15 protein-coding genes are annotated in these 16,141 nt (G+C 73.2%); 12 read left to right on the forward strand and 3 right to left on the reverse strand.

Annotation, left to right across the window (positions count from 1 at the left end; genetic code table 11):
* Window positions 1–3 precede the first annotated feature (3 nt).
* Both FHS34_RS13220 and FHS34_RS13225 read right to left on the reverse strand, forming a co-directional pair.
* Complete coding sequence (locus FHS34_RS13220; protein ID WP_184964638.1) at window positions 4–1,341, reverse strand: sensor histidine kinase AbrC2; 1,338 nt, start codon at window positions 1,339–1,341, stop codon at window positions 4–6.
* 293 nt (window positions 1,342–1,634) lie between these two features.
* Window positions 1,635–2,843 (reverse strand): sensor histidine kinase AbrC1, encoded by a 1,209-nt coding sequence (locus tag FHS34_RS13225; protein ID WP_184964640.1) that lies wholly within the window; start codon window positions 2,841–2,843, stop codon window positions 1,635–1,637.
* 222 nt (window positions 2,844–3,065) lie between these two features.
* On the opposite strand from FHS34_RS13225, the gene FHS34_RS13230 reads away from it, so the two are divergent.
* The 12 genes from FHS34_RS13230 to FHS34_RS13285 all read left to right on the forward strand — a co-directional run bounded on the left by FHS34_RS13230 (window position 3,066) and on the right by FHS34_RS13285 (window position 14,736).
* Entirely contained in the window at window positions 3,066–3,485 is a 420-nt protein-coding gene (locus FHS34_RS13230; RefSeq protein ID WP_225817597.1) for an NADH-quinone oxidoreductase subunit A, read from the forward strand.
* On the forward strand, window positions 3,476–4,087 hold the full coding sequence (locus FHS34_RS13235) for an NADH-quinone oxidoreductase subunit B (RefSeq protein WP_184964642.1): 612 nt from the start codon (window positions 3,476–3,478) through the stop codon (window positions 4,085–4,087). Before FHS34_RS13230 ends, FHS34_RS13235 begins: the two co-directional genes overlap by 10 nt.
* The gene (locus tag FHS34_RS13240) at window positions 4,084–5,685 is read left to right on the forward strand and encodes an NADH-quinone oxidoreductase subunit C (RefSeq protein ID WP_184964644.1); all 1,602 of its coding nucleotides are present in this window, start codon (window positions 4,084–4,086) and stop codon (window positions 5,683–5,685) included. Before FHS34_RS13235 ends, FHS34_RS13240 begins: the two co-directional genes overlap by 4 nt.
* Window positions 5,682–6,650, forward strand: coding sequence for a complex I subunit 1/NuoH family protein (locus FHS34_RS13245; RefSeq protein WP_184964646.1), 969 nt, complete (start codon window positions 5,682–5,684; stop codon window positions 6,648–6,650). Before FHS34_RS13240 ends, FHS34_RS13245 begins: the two co-directional genes overlap by 4 nt.
* A 2-nt stretch (window positions 6,651–6,652) precedes the next feature.
* Window positions 6,653–7,204 (forward strand): NuoI/complex I 23 kDa subunit family protein, encoded by a 552-nt coding sequence (locus FHS34_RS13250; protein WP_184964648.1) that lies wholly within the window; start codon window positions 6,653–6,655, stop codon window positions 7,202–7,204.
* A complete protein-coding gene (locus tag FHS34_RS13255) occupies window positions 7,201–7,821 on the forward strand; it encodes an NADH-quinone oxidoreductase subunit J family protein (RefSeq protein ID WP_184964650.1) in 621 nt (206 codons plus the stop codon). Before FHS34_RS13250 ends, FHS34_RS13255 begins: the two co-directional genes overlap by 4 nt.
* Window positions 7,821–8,210, forward strand: coding sequence for an NADH-quinone oxidoreductase subunit NuoK (gene nuoK / locus FHS34_RS13260; protein ID WP_184964652.1), 390 nt, complete (start codon window positions 7,821–7,823; stop codon window positions 8,208–8,210). The genes FHS34_RS13255 and nuoK overlap by 1 nt, the downstream gene beginning before the upstream one ends.
* The gene (locus tag FHS34_RS13265) at window positions 8,207–10,201 is read left to right on the forward strand and encodes an NADH-quinone oxidoreductase subunit 5 family protein (protein WP_184964654.1); all 1,995 of its coding nucleotides are present in this window, start codon (window positions 8,207–8,209) and stop codon (window positions 10,199–10,201) included. The genes nuoK and FHS34_RS13265 overlap by 4 nt, the downstream gene beginning before the upstream one ends.
* Before the next feature lie 6 nt (window positions 10,202–10,207).
* Entirely contained in the window at window positions 10,208–11,782 is a 1,575-nt protein-coding gene (locus FHS34_RS13270; RefSeq protein ID WP_184964656.1) for an NADH-quinone oxidoreductase subunit M, read from the forward strand.
* The gene (locus FHS34_RS13275; protein WP_184964658.1) at window positions 11,779–13,296 is read left to right on the forward strand and encodes an NADH-quinone oxidoreductase subunit N; all 1,518 of its coding nucleotides are present in this window, start codon (window positions 11,779–11,781) and stop codon (window positions 13,294–13,296) included. Before FHS34_RS13270 ends, FHS34_RS13275 begins: the two co-directional genes overlap by 4 nt.
* Window positions 13,297–13,486: 190 nt before the next feature.
* Window positions 13,487–14,347 carry a zinc metalloprotease HtpX gene (gene htpX / locus FHS34_RS13280; RefSeq protein WP_184964660.1) on the forward strand — a complete coding sequence of 287 codons (861 nt, stop codon included), beginning with the start codon at window positions 13,487–13,489 and terminating at the stop codon, window positions 14,345–14,347.
* On the forward strand, window positions 14,344–14,736 hold the full coding sequence (locus FHS34_RS13285; protein WP_184964662.1) for a YccF domain-containing protein: 393 nt from the start codon (window positions 14,344–14,346) through the stop codon (window positions 14,734–14,736). The genes htpX and FHS34_RS13285 overlap by 4 nt, the downstream gene beginning before the upstream one ends.
* A 60-nt stretch (window positions 14,737–14,796) precedes the next feature.
* Here FHS34_RS13285 and FHS34_RS13290 read toward each other — a convergent pair whose 3' ends face one another.
* On the reverse strand, window positions 14,797–16,050 hold the full coding sequence (locus tag FHS34_RS13290) for an APC family permease (protein WP_184964664.1): 1,254 nt from the start codon (window positions 16,048–16,050) through the stop codon (window positions 14,797–14,799).
* Window positions 16,051–16,141 lie beyond the last annotated feature (91 nt).

Genomic DNA, 16,141 nt, shown 5'->3' on the forward strand with positions numbered 1-16,141 from the left:
CTCTCAGGCGCCCGGGCGCCAGGGCAGTTCCGCGATCACCCGGGTGGGGCCGCCGGCCGGGGAGTCCACCAACAGGACGCCGTCCACCGCGTCCAGGCGGGCGGCGAGGCCGGCCAGCCCGGAGCCCCGGGAGACGTCGGCGCCGCCCACGCCGTCGTCGGTCACCTGGAGCATCAGCCGGTCCTCCGTGCGCCACACGTCCACCGCGGCGGTACGGGCCCCGCTGTGCTTGCTGATGTTCTGCAGCAGCTCGGAGACCGTGAAGTAGGCGATGCCCTCGATGGCCGGTGCCGGCCGGGCCGGCAGGTCGACCTCCACCGTCACCGGCACCGTGCAGCGGGAGGCGACGGCCGACAGGGCCGCGTCGAGTCCGCGGTCGGTGAGCACGGCCGGGTGGATGCCCCGGGCGAGGTCGCGCAGCTCCTGCAGGGCCGTCTTCACCTCGCCGTGCGCCTCCTCCACCATCCGGGCGGCCGTCCGCGGGTCCTCCCGCAGCTTCTCCTTCGCCAGCCCCAGGTCCATCGCCAGGCTGACCAGCCGCGCCTGTGCCCCGTCGTGCAGGTCGCGCTCGATGCGGCGCAGGTCGGCGGCGGCCGTGTCGACCACGGTCCCCCGGTCCGACTCCAGCTCCACCACCCGCGCCGACAGCGGCGACGGCCCGAGCAGGCCGCGCACCAGCAGCCCGTCCACCGTCGTCAGGGCCCGGACGAGCCACGGTGTGACCAGCGTGAAGATCAGTCCGACCAGCGCGGTCACGGTGATCTCGAAGGGGTTGTCGAGATAGACGCTGTGGTGGGCGTCGCCGTACAGCTGCAGACCGCCCTCCCCGGCGTACGCCGGGAACACCCAGAACCACAGCGGGTAGGTCAGCAGCCCCCAGCCGCAGGTCCAGAAGGTCACCGCCACCGAGAACGTGAACACCGCCCATGGGAACTGCACCAGGGCGTACAGGGCGTGCCGCCAGGAGGAGCCGCTCTTGAGCAGCGCGCCCATCCAGGCCGCCGGGCCCGGCTTACGCGTCCGCAGCGGCTCCGGGTCGGCCACCTCCAGGCCGAGCAGCCCGCGCGCCCGCGCCCGTTCCAGCACGCCGAAGCCCCGGCAGCCGGCGAGCGCCGCCGCCAGCACCGGGATGCCGAGGAAGGTCACCAGCAGGCCCGCGCCGAGGGCGACCATGGTGACCGTCCAGCTGAACAGCACCACGGAGAGCGGCAGGCTCAGCAGCACATAGCCGAACTCACGCCAGGTCCGCGCCTCGAACGGCGCCCGCAGGGCGGGCGGCAGCCGGTGGCCGGCGCCGGCCGCGTGCCCCCGCCCGTACCCGTGTCCGTACTCCATGGCCATCGAATGCCGTCCCGTTCTCGTCGTCCACACGGCGGTTCAGCCGTATCTCAAGAGTCGTCCGCGCCGGGACTCCGGGCCATGGAGTCCGTCGGCGTCTTGAGCCGGGGGTTTTCCCCACCCCGGCACCCGCCCGGCCCAGGAGGGGCCGTCGTGCGCGGCAGATGTGGGGGCTCCACGCGCGCGTGGGGCCGTGTTCTTCCGGTCCGTGTGCGCCCGGTCCGGATCGGTCCGGTTCAGATGGGTCCGGTCCGGGTCGTGCGCTTCACGCGCGCGTGAAGTCGTCCTGGCCGCGGTTACTCCTGCCGGTCCCGCCACGGCAGTTCCGCGGTGACCACCGTCGGGCCGCCGACGGGGGAGTCGACCACGAACAGTCCGTCCACCGCGCCCAGCCGCTCCGCGAGGCCCCGCATGCCGCTGCCGTCGTCCAGCCGGGCGCCGCCCCGGCCGTCGTCCCGGACCTGGATGAGCAGCCGGTCGTCGGCACACCACACGTCCACCGAGGCGGTACGCGCCCCGCTGTGCTTGCTGATGTTCTGCAGCAGCTCGGACACGGTGAAGTAGGCGATGCCCTCGATGGCCGCCGCCGGCCGGGCCGGCAGGTCCACGGCCACCGTCACCGGTACGGTGCAGCGCGAGGCGACCGAGGACAGGGCCGCGTCCAGGCCGCGGTCGGTGAGCACGGCCGGGTGGATGCCGCGGGCCAGATCGCGCAGCTCCTGCAGGGCCAGCTTCACCTCGCCGTGCGCCTCGTCCACCATCGCCGCCGCCGTGTCGGGGTCCTCCAGCAGCTTCTCCTTGGCCAGGCCGAGCCCCATGGCCAGGTTGACCAGCCGTGCCTGCGCCCCGTCGTGCAGGTCCCGCTCGATCCGCCGCAGGTCGGCGGCGGCCGTGTCGACCACGATCCCGCGGTCCGACTCCAGTTCGGCGATACGGCGCTCCAGTCCGTCCGAGGGCGACAGCAGCCCGCGCACCATCGCCCGGTCCACGTTCGCCAGGCCCCGCGACAGATACGGCAGCACCGGCCACAGCACGAACAACGAGGTCAGCACCGTGCAGAAGGTGAGGATGCCCCAGGGCAGCCGGATGGCGTCGTACAGCAGGGTGCGCCAGCCCACCGGGTCCTTCAGCGCCATCCACAGCCGCTGCACCGGGCCGCCCCCGCGGGCCAGCGGCAGCGGCGTCGGCTCCTCCACCCGCACCCCGAGCAGCGTCCGGGCCCGGGCCCGCTCCAGCTTGCCCAGCTGCCGGGCGCCCAGCAGCGAGACCGCGAGCAGCGGCAGACCGATCACGGTGAAGGTGAGGGCGCCGCCGACCGACAGCACGGTCACTGCGTACGTGAATCCGAACAGCGTCACCGGCAGGTTCAGCAGGAGATACGCGATCTCCTTCCAGGTGTGCGCGTCGTAGGCCGGACGGGGCGGAGGCAGACGGTGGAGGCCGTCGTGTCCGTCGCGTTCGTCGGAGCCGCCGGTCCGGTCGGCGGCGGGGCTGGGAGCGGTCATGCTGATCAGCCTGCCGTGCGCGGCACCGTTCACGCCATGCGGTACGCCGCCCTCCGCCACCGGGGGAAAACCCCACCCTCACCGGCTCCCGCCGTCTCAGGGTGTGACGGGCTGCTTACCCGCTCTTTATCAGGGCCTAGACTCCCGTGCGTACAGATCCTCGAATCACGTGGGATCACAGAGTTCACTAAGGTCACGAGGTCAGGGAGCGAGGGACGAACCGTGCGGGAGACGTTGGGGGACTCGACAGCCGTCGCGACGCACGTCGTCGCGGCCGGTTACTTCCGGTCCTACTCGGTGGTCGGACTGCTCGCCCTCATCGGCGTGCTGTTCGTCGCGGTCGCCTTCGGCGCCGGCCGCCTGCTGCGCCCGGTCGTGCCGACGCCGGAGAAACTCCTGACCTACGAGTGCGGTGTCGACCCCGTCGGCGAGGGCTGGGCCCACACCCAGGTCCGCTACTACGTCTACGCCTTCCTCTACGTGATCTTCGCGGTCGACTCGATCTTCCTGTTCCCCTGGGCGACGGTCTTCGCCGCCCCCGGCTACGGCGCGACGACCCTCGTGGAGATGTTCATCTTCCTCGGCTTCCTCGCCGTGGGCCTGCTGTACGCATACAAGAAGGGCGTCCTGGCATGGACGTGACCCCGGATCCCGTTTACCTGCCGGAGCCCAAGCGGCTCGGCGCCCTGGCCCGGCTGGCACCCGAGCCGATGAAGGTGGTCCTGAACTGGGGCCGCCGCTACTCGCTGTGGGTGTTCAACTTCGGCCTCGCCTGCTGCGCGATCGAGTTCATCGCCGCGTCGATGGCCCGGCACGACTTCATCCGGCTCGGCGTCATCCCCTTCGCGCCGGGCCCCCGCCAGGCCGACCTGATGGTCGTGTCGGGCACGGTCACGGACAAGATGGCCCCGGCGGTGAAGCGCCTGTACGAGCAGATGCCCGAGCCGAAGTACGTCATCTCCTTCGGCGCCTGCTCCAACTGCGGCGGCCCGTACTGGGACTCCTACTCCGTCACCAAGGGCGTCGACCAGATCATCCCGGTCGACGTGTACGTCCCCGGCTGCCCGCCGCGCCCCGAGGCGCTGCTCCAGGGCATCCTCAAGCTCCAGGAGAAGATCGCCCGCGAGTCGCTGGGGGAGCGGTACGGCACCGGGGACGCCCGCCCGTCGGCCGCCGCGCTGCAGAGCGACCTGGTCAAGCCCCCGGTCCCGGCCTCCGCCCCGTCCGAGGGGGACGTCCGATGAGCACGGCCGGCTGGCTGCCCGCCCCCGCCGGGGAACTCTTCGGCACGGACGCCACGGCCGAGGAGTCGTACGACCTGCTGACCGTGGACGTACCGCCGTCCGCCTGGCTCACCGCCCTGGAGACGGCCCGTACGACGCTGTCCTGCACCTACTTCGACTGGCTCAGCGCGGTCGACGAACCGGGCACGGGCTTCCGCGTCTCCGCGCACGTGGTCGCCCTGAACCCGGTCCGCCGCCTCCTCGTCCGTACGACGGTCCCGCACGAGGCGCCCGTCCTGCCCTCCGCCGTCGGCGTCTACGCGGGCGCCGCCTGGCACGAGCGCGAGACCCACGAGATGTTCGGCGTCGCCTTCGAGGGCCACCCGGGGCTGGACCACCTGCTGCTCCCCGAGAACTTCGAGGGCCACCCGCTCCGCAAGGACTTCGTCCTCGCCGCCCGCGTCGCCAAGGCGTGGCCCGGGGCGAAGGAACCCGGCGAGTCGGAGCACGGCGGCCCGAAGCGCCGCCAGATGCTGCCGCCCGGTGTGCCGGACCCCAACGAGTGGGGCCCGCTGAAGGGCCAGCTGCCCCCTGCACCGGCACGTCCGGCCAGGGCGGCGGGACGCGCGGCGGGCGAGCGGCCGGCCCGCGCGGCGGGCGAACGTCCGGTTCGGCGCGCCCGCTCGGCGGCGGAGGGCTCGGCCAGCCAGGCCGCCCAGCCGGGTGCCGAGACGGGTGCACAGCCGGGTGCCGGGGAGGCCGTGGCTGCCGGTGCGCGGGCGGAGGCCGGTGCCGGTGCTCCCGCGCGGCCGCGCCGGACGCGCACCGCGAGCGAGGGCTCGGCGAGCCAGGCGGCGGCGCGGGACGCGGACGCGGCGACGCGCAAGCAGGCCGCGGCCGAGGGCGATGCCGCCCAGGCCGCTGCGGCGGCGCCGGCGGAGGGTCCGGCCGCCGAGGCGTCGGTGGCCCACGAGCCCGGCCCGGCGCCCGCGACCGCAGGGCCGCGCCGCGCCCGCAGCGCCTCACAGGGGTCGGCGTCCCAGCGGCCCCGGACCGAGGAACCGGCCCCGACGGAAGCAGCGACACCGGCGACACCGGCGGCCTCTGAGTCACCGGCCGCCCCCGGAACACCCGAAGTCCCCGGAGCCCCCGCAGAACCGGCCGCTCCGTCGGAGTCGGCGGAGCCGGACGGCGCCGCCCGCCCTGCCCGCCGGAGCGCGGCGCCGCGCAGCTCGGACGCGCCGTGGCACCACGCCCGTCCGGCCTTCGACGCGCCGGAGCGGACGCCCGAGCCGGAGCACCCCTCGGAGCCGGAGCCGCACAAGTCCGCCGAGCCGGAGCCGCGGCAGGCGCCCGAGCCGGAGCGGACCTCGCGGAAGCAGCCGGAGCCAGGGCTGGTGTCCGAGCCGACGCCGGGCGAGGACCGGTCCCCGGAGCCCGGGCAGGCGCCCGAGGCCGGACCGGACACCGATGCCGGACCGGACGCAGAGCCCGGACCGGACGCCGACGCCGGGCAGGCGTCCGGGCCCCGACCGGCGCGTGCGCCCGAGCCGCGCCCCCGGAATCCCGAAGACCCCGGCACCCCCGACGACCCCGACCCCACCGGAGGCCCGCAGTGAACGACGCACTCGACGTCGCCCTGCGACTCGCGGTCGTCTTCGTCGTCTTCCTCACCTTCCCGCTGATCGTCGGCCAGACCGAGCACAAGGTGATGGCCCACATGCAGGGCCGTCTCGGCCCGATGTACGCGGGCGGCTTCCACGGCTGGGCCCAGCTGATCGCCGACGGCGTGAAGTTCGCGCAGAAGGAGGACGTGGTGCCGGCGGGCGCCGACCGCCGCGTCTTCCAGCTCGCCCCCGCCGTCGCCCTGCTGCCCTACCTCCTCGTCCTGCTCGCCATCCCGATCGGCCCGAGCGAGGGCGCCGTCGGCCAGGTCCTGGACGCGGGCGTGTTCTTCGTACTCGCGGTGATGGGCGTCGGCGTGCTCGGCTCGCTGATGGCCGGCTGGGCCAGTGCCAACAAGTTCTCCCTGCTCGGCGGCCTGCGCACGGCCGCCCAGCTGCTCGCCTACGAACTCCCGATGCTCCTGGCGGCGGCGTCGGTCGCGATGGCGGCCGGCACGGTCTCGCTACCGGGCATCCTGCACGCCTTCCACTGGTGGTGGGTGCCGTGGCAGATCGTCGGCGCGATCGTCTTCTTCGTCGCCGGACTCGCCGAGCTGCAGCGTCCGCCGTTCGACATGCCGGTCGCCGACTCGGAGATCATCTTCGGCGCCTACACCGAGTACACCGGCCTGCGCTTCGCCCTGTTCCTGCTCGCCGAGTACGCCGGCATCGTCGTCCTGTGCGGACTGACCACCGTCCTCTTCCTGGGCGGCTGGCACGGACCGTGGGGCGCCGACGGCCTCGGCTGGGTCTGGACCCTGCTGAAGACCGCGATCCTCGCCTTCCTGGTCATCTGGCTTCGCGTGACCTACCCACGGCTGCGCGAGGACCAGCTGCAGAGGCTCTCCTGGACCCTCCTCGTCCCCCTCTCCCTCGCCCAGATCGCCCTCACCGGCATCGTCAAGGTGGTGATCAGCTAACCATGGCCCCCATCCCCGGCTCCGGCCTCGCCAAGGGCCTGGCCGTCACCCTGCGCACGATGACGAAGAAGACCGTCACCGAGCAGTACCCGGACGCCCTGCCCGAGCTGCCGCCCCGCACCCGCGGGGTGATCGGGCTGTTCGAGGAGAACTGCACGGTCTGCATGCTGTGCGCCCGCGAGTGCCCGGACTGGTGCATCTACATCGACTCCCACAAGGAGACCGTCCCGCCCGCCGCCCCCGGCGGCCGCGAGCGCAGCCGCAACGTCCTCGACCGGTTCGCGATCGACTTCTCCCTGTGCATGTACTGCGGTATCTGCATCGAGGTCTGTCCCTTCGACGCGCTGTTCTGGTCCCCGGAGTTCGAGTACGCCGAGACCGACATCCGTGAGCTCACCCACGAGCGGGACAAGCTCCGCGAGTGGATGTGGACCGTGCCGGCCCCGCCCGCCCTGGACCCCGGCGCCGAGGAGCCCAAGGAGATCGCCGCCGCCCGCAAGACCGCCGAGAAGCTGGCCGCCGCCCAGGCCGAACCGCGGGAGGACGAGTCGTGAACCTCGCCGCAGCCGTGCACCTCGCCAGTGCCCCGCCTGTCCCGCATGCCCAGCACGGCTTCCTGTCCCCGACCGGCGTCGAGATCGCCTTCCTGCTCGTCGGCCTGGTCACCCTCGGCGCCGCGCTGGTCACCGTGACCACCCGGCAGCTGGTGCACGCCGCCCTGTGGCTGGTGGTCGCGCTCGGCGGCCTCGCCGTGGAGTACCTGCTGCTCACGGCCGAGTTCATCGCCTGGGTGCAGGTCCTGATCTACGTCGGTTCCGTCGTCGTCCTCCTCCTGTTCGGTCTGATGCTCACCAAGGCCCCCATCGGCCGCTCCCCGGACGCCGACTCCGGCAACCGCTGGGCCGCGCTGGCCGTCGCGGTCGCCGCCGCCGTCGCCCTGGTGTGGGTGGTCGTGGACGCCTTCCGCACCACCTGGATCGACCTGGACGGGCCGGCCGCCGGCACCACAGAGGTCACCGGCACGTTCCTGTTCCGGCACTGGGTGCTGCCCTTCGAGGCACTGTCCGTGCTGCTCCTCGCGGCGCTGGTCGGCGCGATCGTCCTGTCCCGCAAGGCCAGGGCGGACGCGGACACCACTCCCGCGGTCCATGGGAAGGAAGGCGCCCGCTGATGCACCTCGCCTACCCCGCCGTACTCTCCGCCCTTCTGTTCTGCACCGGTCTGTACGGCGTCCTCGCCCGCCGCAACGCGATCCTGGTCCTGATGTCGGTCGAGCTGATGCTCAACGCCGTCAACCTCAACCTGGTCGCCTTCGACGTCTGGCTCAGCCGGGCCGCCGAGGAGACCCTGCACTCCGGCCAGGCGCTGACGCTGTTCACCATCGCCATCGCCGCCGCCGAGATCGGCATCGGCCTGGCGATCGTGCTCGCCGTCCACCGCAACCGCGGCACCTCCGACATCGACAAGCTCCGCGACACCGCCGAGGGCCCCGAGCCCGAGGGCCCCGACGCAGAGGGCCCCGGCACCCCCGCGGCCGAGAAGGCTGAGGCCTCCGCGTGACCACGACCACCCTCGCCGTCCTCGTCCCCCTCCTGCCGTTCCTGGGCGCCGCGGCCGGCCTGCTGCTCGGCCGCACCGAGCCCAGGTTCGTCCGCCCGCTCGCCGTGCTGCCGCCGCTGGCCTCGCTCGTGCTGGCCGCGCTGGTCGCCGCGCGCCAGGGCGGCGGCCCGGCCATCGACGCCCACACCGAGCTGACGCCCACCGGATCGGTCCCGATCGAGCTGGCCCTGCACATCGACGGCTTCGCCGCGCTCGTCGCCGTCCTGGTCGCGTTCGTCGCGACCTGCGTGCAGATCTACTCCACCGGCTACCTGCGCGAAGACCCGCGCTACCCCTCGTACGCCGCTCTCGTCTCCCTGTTCACCTCCGCCATGCTCCTGGTCGTCTACTCCGGCGACCTGATCGTGCTGCTGGTCGGCTGGGAAGTCATGGGCATCTGTTCCTACTTCCTGGTCGGCCACTACTGGGAGACCCCCGAGGCCCGCGCCGCCTCCCTGAAGGCCTTCCTGGTCACCAAGCTCGGCGACGTACCGTTCCTCATCGGCCTGTTCGCCCTCGCCACCGACGCCGGCTCGTTCCGCATCACCCGCGTCCTCGGCGCCGTCGCCAGCGGCGGCATCGACCACCCGACGCTGATCGCCCTGCTGCTGCTCGCGGGCGTCGCGGGCAAGTCGGCGCAGTTCCCGCTGCACACCTGGCTCCCGGACGCGATGGCCGGCCCCACACCGGTCTCGGCGCTGATCCACGCCGCGACGATGGTCGCCGCCGGTGTCTACTTCATCGCCCGTCTCCTTCCGGTGTTCGAGGCCTCCCAGGCGGCGATGACGGTCCTCGCCGTCATGGCCGCCGTGACGATGGCCGGCTCCGGTCTCGCCGCGCTCGCCCAGGACGACATCAAGCGCGTCCTCGCCTACTCGACGATCGGCCAGCTCGGCTACATGACCGGCGCCCTCGCCGTCGGCGACCGCGGTGCCGCCGTCTTCCACCTCCTGTCCCACGGCGCCTTCAAGGCGCTGCTGTTCCTCGCGGCCGGCGTGATCATCCACGCCGCCGGCACCAACTCACTGGCCGCCATGTCCCGCATGCACGGGCTGCGCGACCGGATCCCGGACGCCTACTGGACGATGACCGTGGCGCTCCTCGCACTCGCCGCGATCCCCCCGTTCAGCGGGTTCTTCTCCAAGGAGTCCGTCCTCGGCGCCGCCGAGCACGTGACCACCGGCCACACCGAGCACGCCCCCGGCGCCGCCGGCTGGATCGTCCTCGTCGCAGGCCTGCTCACCGCCCTGCTGACCGCCGCGTACGCCACCCGGCTGTGGCTGCTGGCCTTCCGCGGCCGGGGCACCGAGGCCCCCGACCACGGACGCCAGCCGCTCACCATGACCGTGGTGCTCTGGGTCCTGGCAGTCCCCTCCCTCGCCTTCGGCGGGCTCGCCTACCGCTCGCTGCCCGGCTGGTTCGACGGCCGCGACCTGACCCCGACCCTGCTCACCTCGATCCTGGGTACGGGCCTCGCCCTGGTCGGCGGGCTGCTCACCTACGGCGCCTGGCAGCGCACCACCGCGCTCGCCGCCCGCACGCCACTCGGTGCCGTCGCCGCCCACCCCGAGGGCGACGCAGGACTGGTCGAGGCCGAGGCCATCGCCACCCACCAGCCGGCCTACGGCGACATCGCCTACGCCCCCGACCCGGCGGATCCCGCACGGCTGCTGCTCGGCCCGCTGCGCCGGCCCGCGGCGGCCGGCTTCCACCTGGACGCCGTGTATGCGGCACTGTTCGTCCGCCCGGTCCAGGCCGGCGCGAGTCTCGTCCGGTTCCTCGACCGCGAGGTCGTCGACACCTACGTACGCGCCGCAGCCGCCGCGCCCCGGCTGCTCGGGGCCGCCGTGCGGCGTGCGCAGACCGGCAATGTGCAGACCTATGTGAGCGCGCTGCTCGCCGGCACCGTCGTCCTGGCGGTCGCCGTCCTCCTCGTCGCCACGGGAGCGTGAGCAGGCGTGATCGATATCAACGAGTCCGTGATGCAGTTCCTTCTGGCGTTCGTCGTCGTCGGCCCGCTCCTCGGCGCCGTCGCCGCCCTCCTCCCGGCCCCGCCCGGACTGAAGGGGAAGTCGCCCGAGCAGGCCGTGCTGCGGCACGGCGTGACGGTCACCGGCGCGATCCTCGTCGCCGCGATCGTCCTCGCGCTCGGCTTCGACCACGACCATCCGTCGAAGATGCAGGCCACGACCGACATCAGCTGGATCCCCGCACTCGACGTGCGGATCCACCTCGGCATCGACGGCATCTCCCTCCCCCTCCTGGTCCTGACCGCGCTGCTGAGCTTCCTCTGCGCGCTCTACTCGTACTTCAAGCCGCCGACGGGCCCGTCCCCGAAGGCGTTCGTCGCGCTGCTGCTCCTGCTCGAGTCCGGCACCCTCGCCACCTTCGCCGTCCTCGACCTGCTGCTGTTCTTCCTCGCGTTCGAGATGGTGCTCATCCCGATGTACTTCCTCATCGCCCGCTGGGGCGGCGAGGGCCGGACCCGGGCCGCGTGGAAGTTCATCCTCTTCACGCTGCTCGGATCCGTGGTCATGCTGCTCGGCCTGCTCCTGATCGGAATCAAGGCGGGCACGTTCGACATGGTGGCACTCGCCACTGACAACGGCCGGTCGCTGACCGCGTCCGTGCAGGTCATCGCGGTTCTGGCGATCGGGCTCGGGCTCGCGGTGAAGACGCCGATGTGGCCGCTGCACAGCTGGCTGCCCGACGCGCACACCGCCGCCCCGACCGTCGGCTCGGTCCTGCTGGCCGGCGTCCTGCTCAAGATGGGCACGTACGGGTTCGTCCGCATCCTGCTGCCGGTGGCGCCGCACGGCTTCCACACGTTCGCGCCGTACCTCGCCGCGTTCGCCGTCGTCGGCATCATCTACGGATCCCTGGCCTGCCTGGCCCTCGCCAAGCAGGGCGCGAAGGGCGACCTCAAGCGCCTCATCGCCTACTCCTCCGTCGGCCACATGGGCTTCGTCCTCCTCGGCATCGCCACCATGACCCCGACCGGTGTGAACGGCGCCCTGTTCGCCAACATCGCCCACGGCCTCATCACCGGCCTGCTGTTCTTCCTGGTCGGCGCCCTCAAGGACCGCACCGGCACCACCGACCTCGACACCCTCGCCGAGGAGACGGGCGCCGCGCTGTACGGCAAGGCCCCGCGCCTCGGCGGCCTCCTCGCCTTCGCCGCCGTCGCCTCCCTCGGCCTGCCCGGACTCGCCGGGTTCTGGGGCGAGATGCTCGCGCTGTTCGGCTCCTTCGAGCCCGCCGCCGACCTCAGCCGGCCGGCCTTCCTCACCTTCATGGCCATCGGCGCGTTCGGCACCCTGCTGACGGCCGCGTACATGCTGATCGTGGTCCGCCGCGTCTGCATGGGCGGCACGGAGCAGGAGCTGCCGAAACTCGCCGACGTCCACGGGTACGAGTTCGCCGCCTGGACCCCGCTCGTCGCCCTCACCGTCCTCGCCGGACTGTGGCCGAAGGCCCTGCTCGGCCTGACCGACCCGGCCGTGCAGCAGCTCCTCGCAGGAGGCTCCCGATGAGCACCCAGCCGCTCGCCGAGTCGCTGGTCCAGTCCGTCGACTGGCTCGCGATCGCCCCGCCCACCATCGCGGCCGTCGTGGCGCTCGCCGTGCTCGTCGCCGACCTGTTCGTGCCGGAGGGCCGCAAGGCCGTGCTCGGCTGGGTCTCGGTCGCGGGACTCGCCGCGGCGGCCGTGATGCTCCTGCCCCTGCTGGACGGCGACCGCAGCACCTTCTGCCTCACCGGCACCACGCGCGCGTGCAGCTACACCGCCGACCACTTCACCCTCGTCATCCAGTTCCTGGTCCTCGGCGGCGCCCTGCTCGCGGCCCTGCTGTCCGTCACCCACCTGGACGACGAACGGCGGCGCGTCCCGGCCGGCGAGTTCTGGTTCCTGCTGCTGTCCTCCGCGGCCGGTGCCGCCCTGCTGCCCGCCTCCCGCGACCTCGCCACCCTGATCGTCGCCCTGGAGGTCGCCTCCCTGCCCGCCTTCGCCCTCGTCGGCATCCGGCACGGCGACAAGCGGTCCTCCGAGGCCGCCCTGAAGTTCTTCCTGTCCTCGGTCACCGCCACCGCGGTCAGCCTGATGGGCATCAGCTTCGTCTACGCCTCCACCGGCACCCTCTACCTCACCCAGGTCGCCCAGCGCCTGCCGCACGTCGACGGACAGCTGCACACCCTCGCCCAGACCGGTGTCGTCCTCACCCTCGTCGGCTTCGCCTTCAAGACGGCCGCCGTGCCGTTCCACTTCTGGGTGCCCGACACCTACGTGGGCGCGCCGCTGCCCGTCGCCGCCTACCTGTCGGTCGTCGGCAAGGCGGTCGGCTTCTCCGGGCTGATCCTCGTCACCGTCGTCGCGTTCCCGTCGTACGCCGACGTCTGGGGGCCCGCGCTCGCCGCCCTGGCCGCCCTCACCATGACCGTCGGCAACGTCGCCGCCCTGCGCCAGCAGGCCACGCGCGCGTACAGCGCCGTACGGCTGCTCGCCTGGTCCTCCGTCGGCCAGGCCGGCTACCTGCTGGTGCCGATCGCCGCCGCCGGATACACCGAGGACGCCGAGAAGGCGATCGGCTCCACGGTCGCGTACGCACTCATGTACGCCGCCGTGAACCTCGGCGCCTTCGCCGTGGCCGCCGTGGTGGGACGCGGCCGGGCGCTGAACCGGATCAGCGACTACCGGGGCCTGTACGCCACCAACCCGGCCAGCGCGCTCCTGCTGGCCTTCTTCCTGCTGTGCCTGGCCGGGCTGCCCCCGGGCGTGATCGGCCTGTTCGCCAAGGTCACCGTGTTCTCGGCGGCCGTCGACGCGGGCCTCGGCTGGCTCGCCGTCGTCATGGCCGTCAACGTCGTGATCGCCCTCTTCTACTACCTGCAGTGGACGGCCCTGCTGTTCCGAACCCCCGAGGGCGAGCCCGCACGGCACCGCGTCCCGGCGCCCCTCACGGCCGCCATCGCCCTCACCGGGGTGCTCGGTGTCGCCCTCTCCGGCGCGCCGCAGCTGGTCCTCCGCTTCGCGGCCACCGGGCTGTTCTAGGAGTCGTCACGCGCGCGTGGGGCACCCGTGCCGGCACGCGCGCGTGACGCCGAACCAGCACGTCACCCACATGGCCGATGCGCGCCACCGCACGCGCCGGGGAACTCGTGGCCGCCGCCTGGCGTTGTCACATACGGGAGGGTCCACTGGACCAAAGTGTTCCCCAGCTGCACGACTTGGAGGGCGCACCGTGCACCGCCGGCACAACGGGCTCAAGACCGCCGTACTCCTCGGGGGACTGTCCGCACTCATCATCGTCATCGGCAGCTTCTTCGGCCGTACCGGCCTGGTCGTCGCCGTCCTGGTGGCGCTGGGCACGAACGCGTACGCGTTCTGGAACAGCGACAAGCTGGCGCTCCGCGCGATGCGTGCCCGCCCGGTCAGCGAGTTCGAGGCCCCGGCGCTGTACCGGCTGGTGCGCGAGCTGTCCACGCAGGCCCGCCAGCCCATGCCCCGGCTGTACATCTCGCCGACGGAGGCCCCGAACGCCTTCGCCACGGGCCGCAACCCGCGCAACGCGGCCGTGTGCTGCACCGAGGGCATCCTGCGCCTCCTGGACGAGCGCGAGCTGCGCGGTGTCATCGGCCACGAGCTGAGCCACGTCTACAACCGGGACATCCTCATCTCCTCGGTCGCCGGCGCCCTCGCCTCCGTGATCATGTTCCTGGTGAACTTCGCCTGGCTGATCCCGGTGGGCCGCTCGGACGACGATGAGGGCCCCGGCCTGCTCGGCATGCTGCTGATCATGATCCTCGGCCCGCTCGCCGCCACCGTGATCCAGCTGGCCATCAGCCGCTCCCGGGAGTACGAGGCGGACGCCTCCGGTGCCCAGCTCACCGGGGACCCGCTCGCCCTCGCCAGCGCCCTGCGCAAGCTGGAGACGGGCACCAAGCAGCTCCCGCTGCCCCCCGAGCCGCGGATCGAGACGGCGAGCCACATGATGATCGCCAATCCCTTCCGCCCGGGCCAGGGACTGTCCAAGATGTTCTCCACGCACCCGCCGATGGCGGAGCGCATCGCCCGTCTCGAGAAGATGGCAGGTCGCCCGTGAAGACCGTCCTGAACGTCATTTGGCTCGTCCTGAGCGGCTTCTGGCTGTTCCTCGCCTACCTGCTCGCCGGCGTTCTGCTGTGCGTCACGATCATCGGCATCCCCTTCGGCATCGCCGCCTTCCGCATCGGCCTCTTCGCCCTCTGGCCGTTCGGGTACACCACGGTCGATCGGCGCGACGCGGGCGCCCCCTCCTGCGTCGGCAACGTCCTGTGGCTGGTCCTGGCCGGCTGGTGGCTGGCGCTCGCCCACATCGCCACCGGCATCGCGCTGTGCGTCACGATCATCGGCATCCCGTTCGGCATCGCCAACTTCAAGCTGATCCCGGTCTCCCTGCTCCCGCTGGGCCGCGAGATCGTCCGCACCGACGAGCCGTTCGCCGCCCGCTGACCGTTCGCCGCCCGCCGGCCCACCCGGCCCCGGACGCCCGCCGGGCCCGCCGACGGCACCTCACGCCCCGCGCCGGGCCGCCCGCCACCGCCGTACCCCGTAGGCCGCCGCGCCCACCGCGAGCACACCCGCGCCCACGGCCGCCGAGGCCGCGGGCAGCGCGCACGCCAGGGTGGCGCAGCCCAGGAGGCCCACCGCGGGCACCACGCGGGAGAGCGGCGCCGGGCTCAGTGTCCAGGCCGAGGCGTTGGCGACGGCGTAGTAGACCAGCACGCCGAAGGACGAGAAGCCGATCGCGCCGCGCACGTCGACCGTCGCCGCCAGGACGGCGACCACCGCGCCCACGGCCGTCTCCGCCCGGTGCGGCACCCGGAACCGCGGGTGCACGGCCGCCAGCGCACCCGGCAGGTGTCCGTCCCGGGCCATGGCGAGCGTCGTACGGGACACTCCGAGGATCAGCGCGAGCAGCGAACCCAGCGCGGCCACGGCCGCCCCGGCCCGCACGACGGGCACGAGCCCCGGCGCCCCGGCCGCCCGCACGGCGTCGGCCAGCGGAGCCGCGGCCCGCCCGAGCCCGTCCGCGCCGAGGACGGCGAGCAGCGCGACGGCCACGCACGCGTACACCACCAGCACGATGCCCAGGGCCAGCGGGACCGCCCGCGGAATCGTCCGCGCCGGATCGCGTACCTCCTCCCCGAGGGTGGCGATCCGCGCGTACCCCGCGAACGCGAAGAACAGCAGACCGGCCGCCTGGAGCACGCCGCCCGCCTCCGACGACAGGCCGGCGTCCAGCCGTCCCGCGTCCGCCCGCCCGGAGGCCAGACACGTCACGACCGCGGCCGCGAGGACGGCCAGTACGACGGCCACGATCAGCCGCGTCAGCCACGCCGCCTTCTGGATCCCGCCGTAGTTCACGGCGGTCAGGGCCACCACGGCGGCGACCGCCACCGCGTGCGCCTGCCCCGGCCACACGTACGTGCCCACGGTGAGCGCCATCGCCGCGCAGGAGGCCGTCTTGCCGACCACGAACGCCCAGCCGGCGAGGTGACCCCAGAAAGGGCCCAGCCGCTCCCTGCCGTACACGTACGTCCCGCCGGACGCCGGGTAGCGGGCGGCGAGCCGGGCCGAGGACATGGCGTTGCAGTAGGCCACCACGGCCGCGACGGCCAGTGCGGCCAGCAGCCCGGATCCGGCGGCGCGTGCGGCCGGCCCCGGTGCCGAGAAGACGCCGGCGCCGATCATCGAGCCGAGGCCGACGACCACGGCGTCCCGCAGGCCCAGCCCGCGGCGCAGACCGGCATCGGTACGTGTCATGCGCCGCACCCTACTGAGCGCGGCAACCGGCGGCCGGGCCCGTGACGTCCTCTTCATCGACACGGCACGAACACGCGCGCGACGGACAGCG

The organism is Streptomyces echinatus (genome assembly GCF_014203595.1).
In the GTDB taxonomy this organism is placed as follows: Bacteria; Actinomycetota; Actinomycetes; order Streptomycetales; family Streptomycetaceae; genus Streptomyces; species Streptomyces echinatus.

Bases quoted from the DNA above. Each gene is read 5' to 3' on its own strand.
- FHS34_RS13220 (WP_184964638.1), bottom strand. From the start codon at position 1,341: ATGGCCATGGAGTACGGACACGGGTACGGGCGGGGGCACGCGGCCGGC.
- FHS34_RS13225 (WP_184964640.1), bottom strand. From the start codon at position 2,843: ATGACCGCTCCCAGCCCCGCCGCCGACCGGACCGGCGGCTCCGACGAA.
- FHS34_RS13235 (WP_184964642.1), top strand. From the start codon at position 3,476: ATGGACGTGACCCCGGATCCCGTTTACCTGCCGGAGCCCAAGCGGCTC.
- FHS34_RS13240 (WP_184964644.1), top strand. From the start codon at position 4,084: ATGAGCACGGCCGGCTGGCTGCCCGCCCCCGCCGGGGAACTCTTCGGC.
- FHS34_RS13250 (WP_184964648.1), top strand. From the start codon at position 6,653: ATGGCCCCCATCCCCGGCTCCGGCCTCGCCAAGGGCCTGGCCGTCACC.
- nuoK (WP_184964652.1), top strand. From the start codon at position 7,821: ATGCACCTCGCCTACCCCGCCGTACTCTCCGCCCTTCTGTTCTGCACC.
- FHS34_RS13275 (WP_184964658.1), top strand. From the start codon at position 11,779: ATGAGCACCCAGCCGCTCGCCGAGTCGCTGGTCCAGTCCGTCGACTGG.
- FHS34_RS13290 (WP_184964664.1), bottom strand. From the start codon at position 16,050: ATGACACGTACCGATGCCGGTCTGCGCCGCGGGCTGGGCCTGCGGGAC.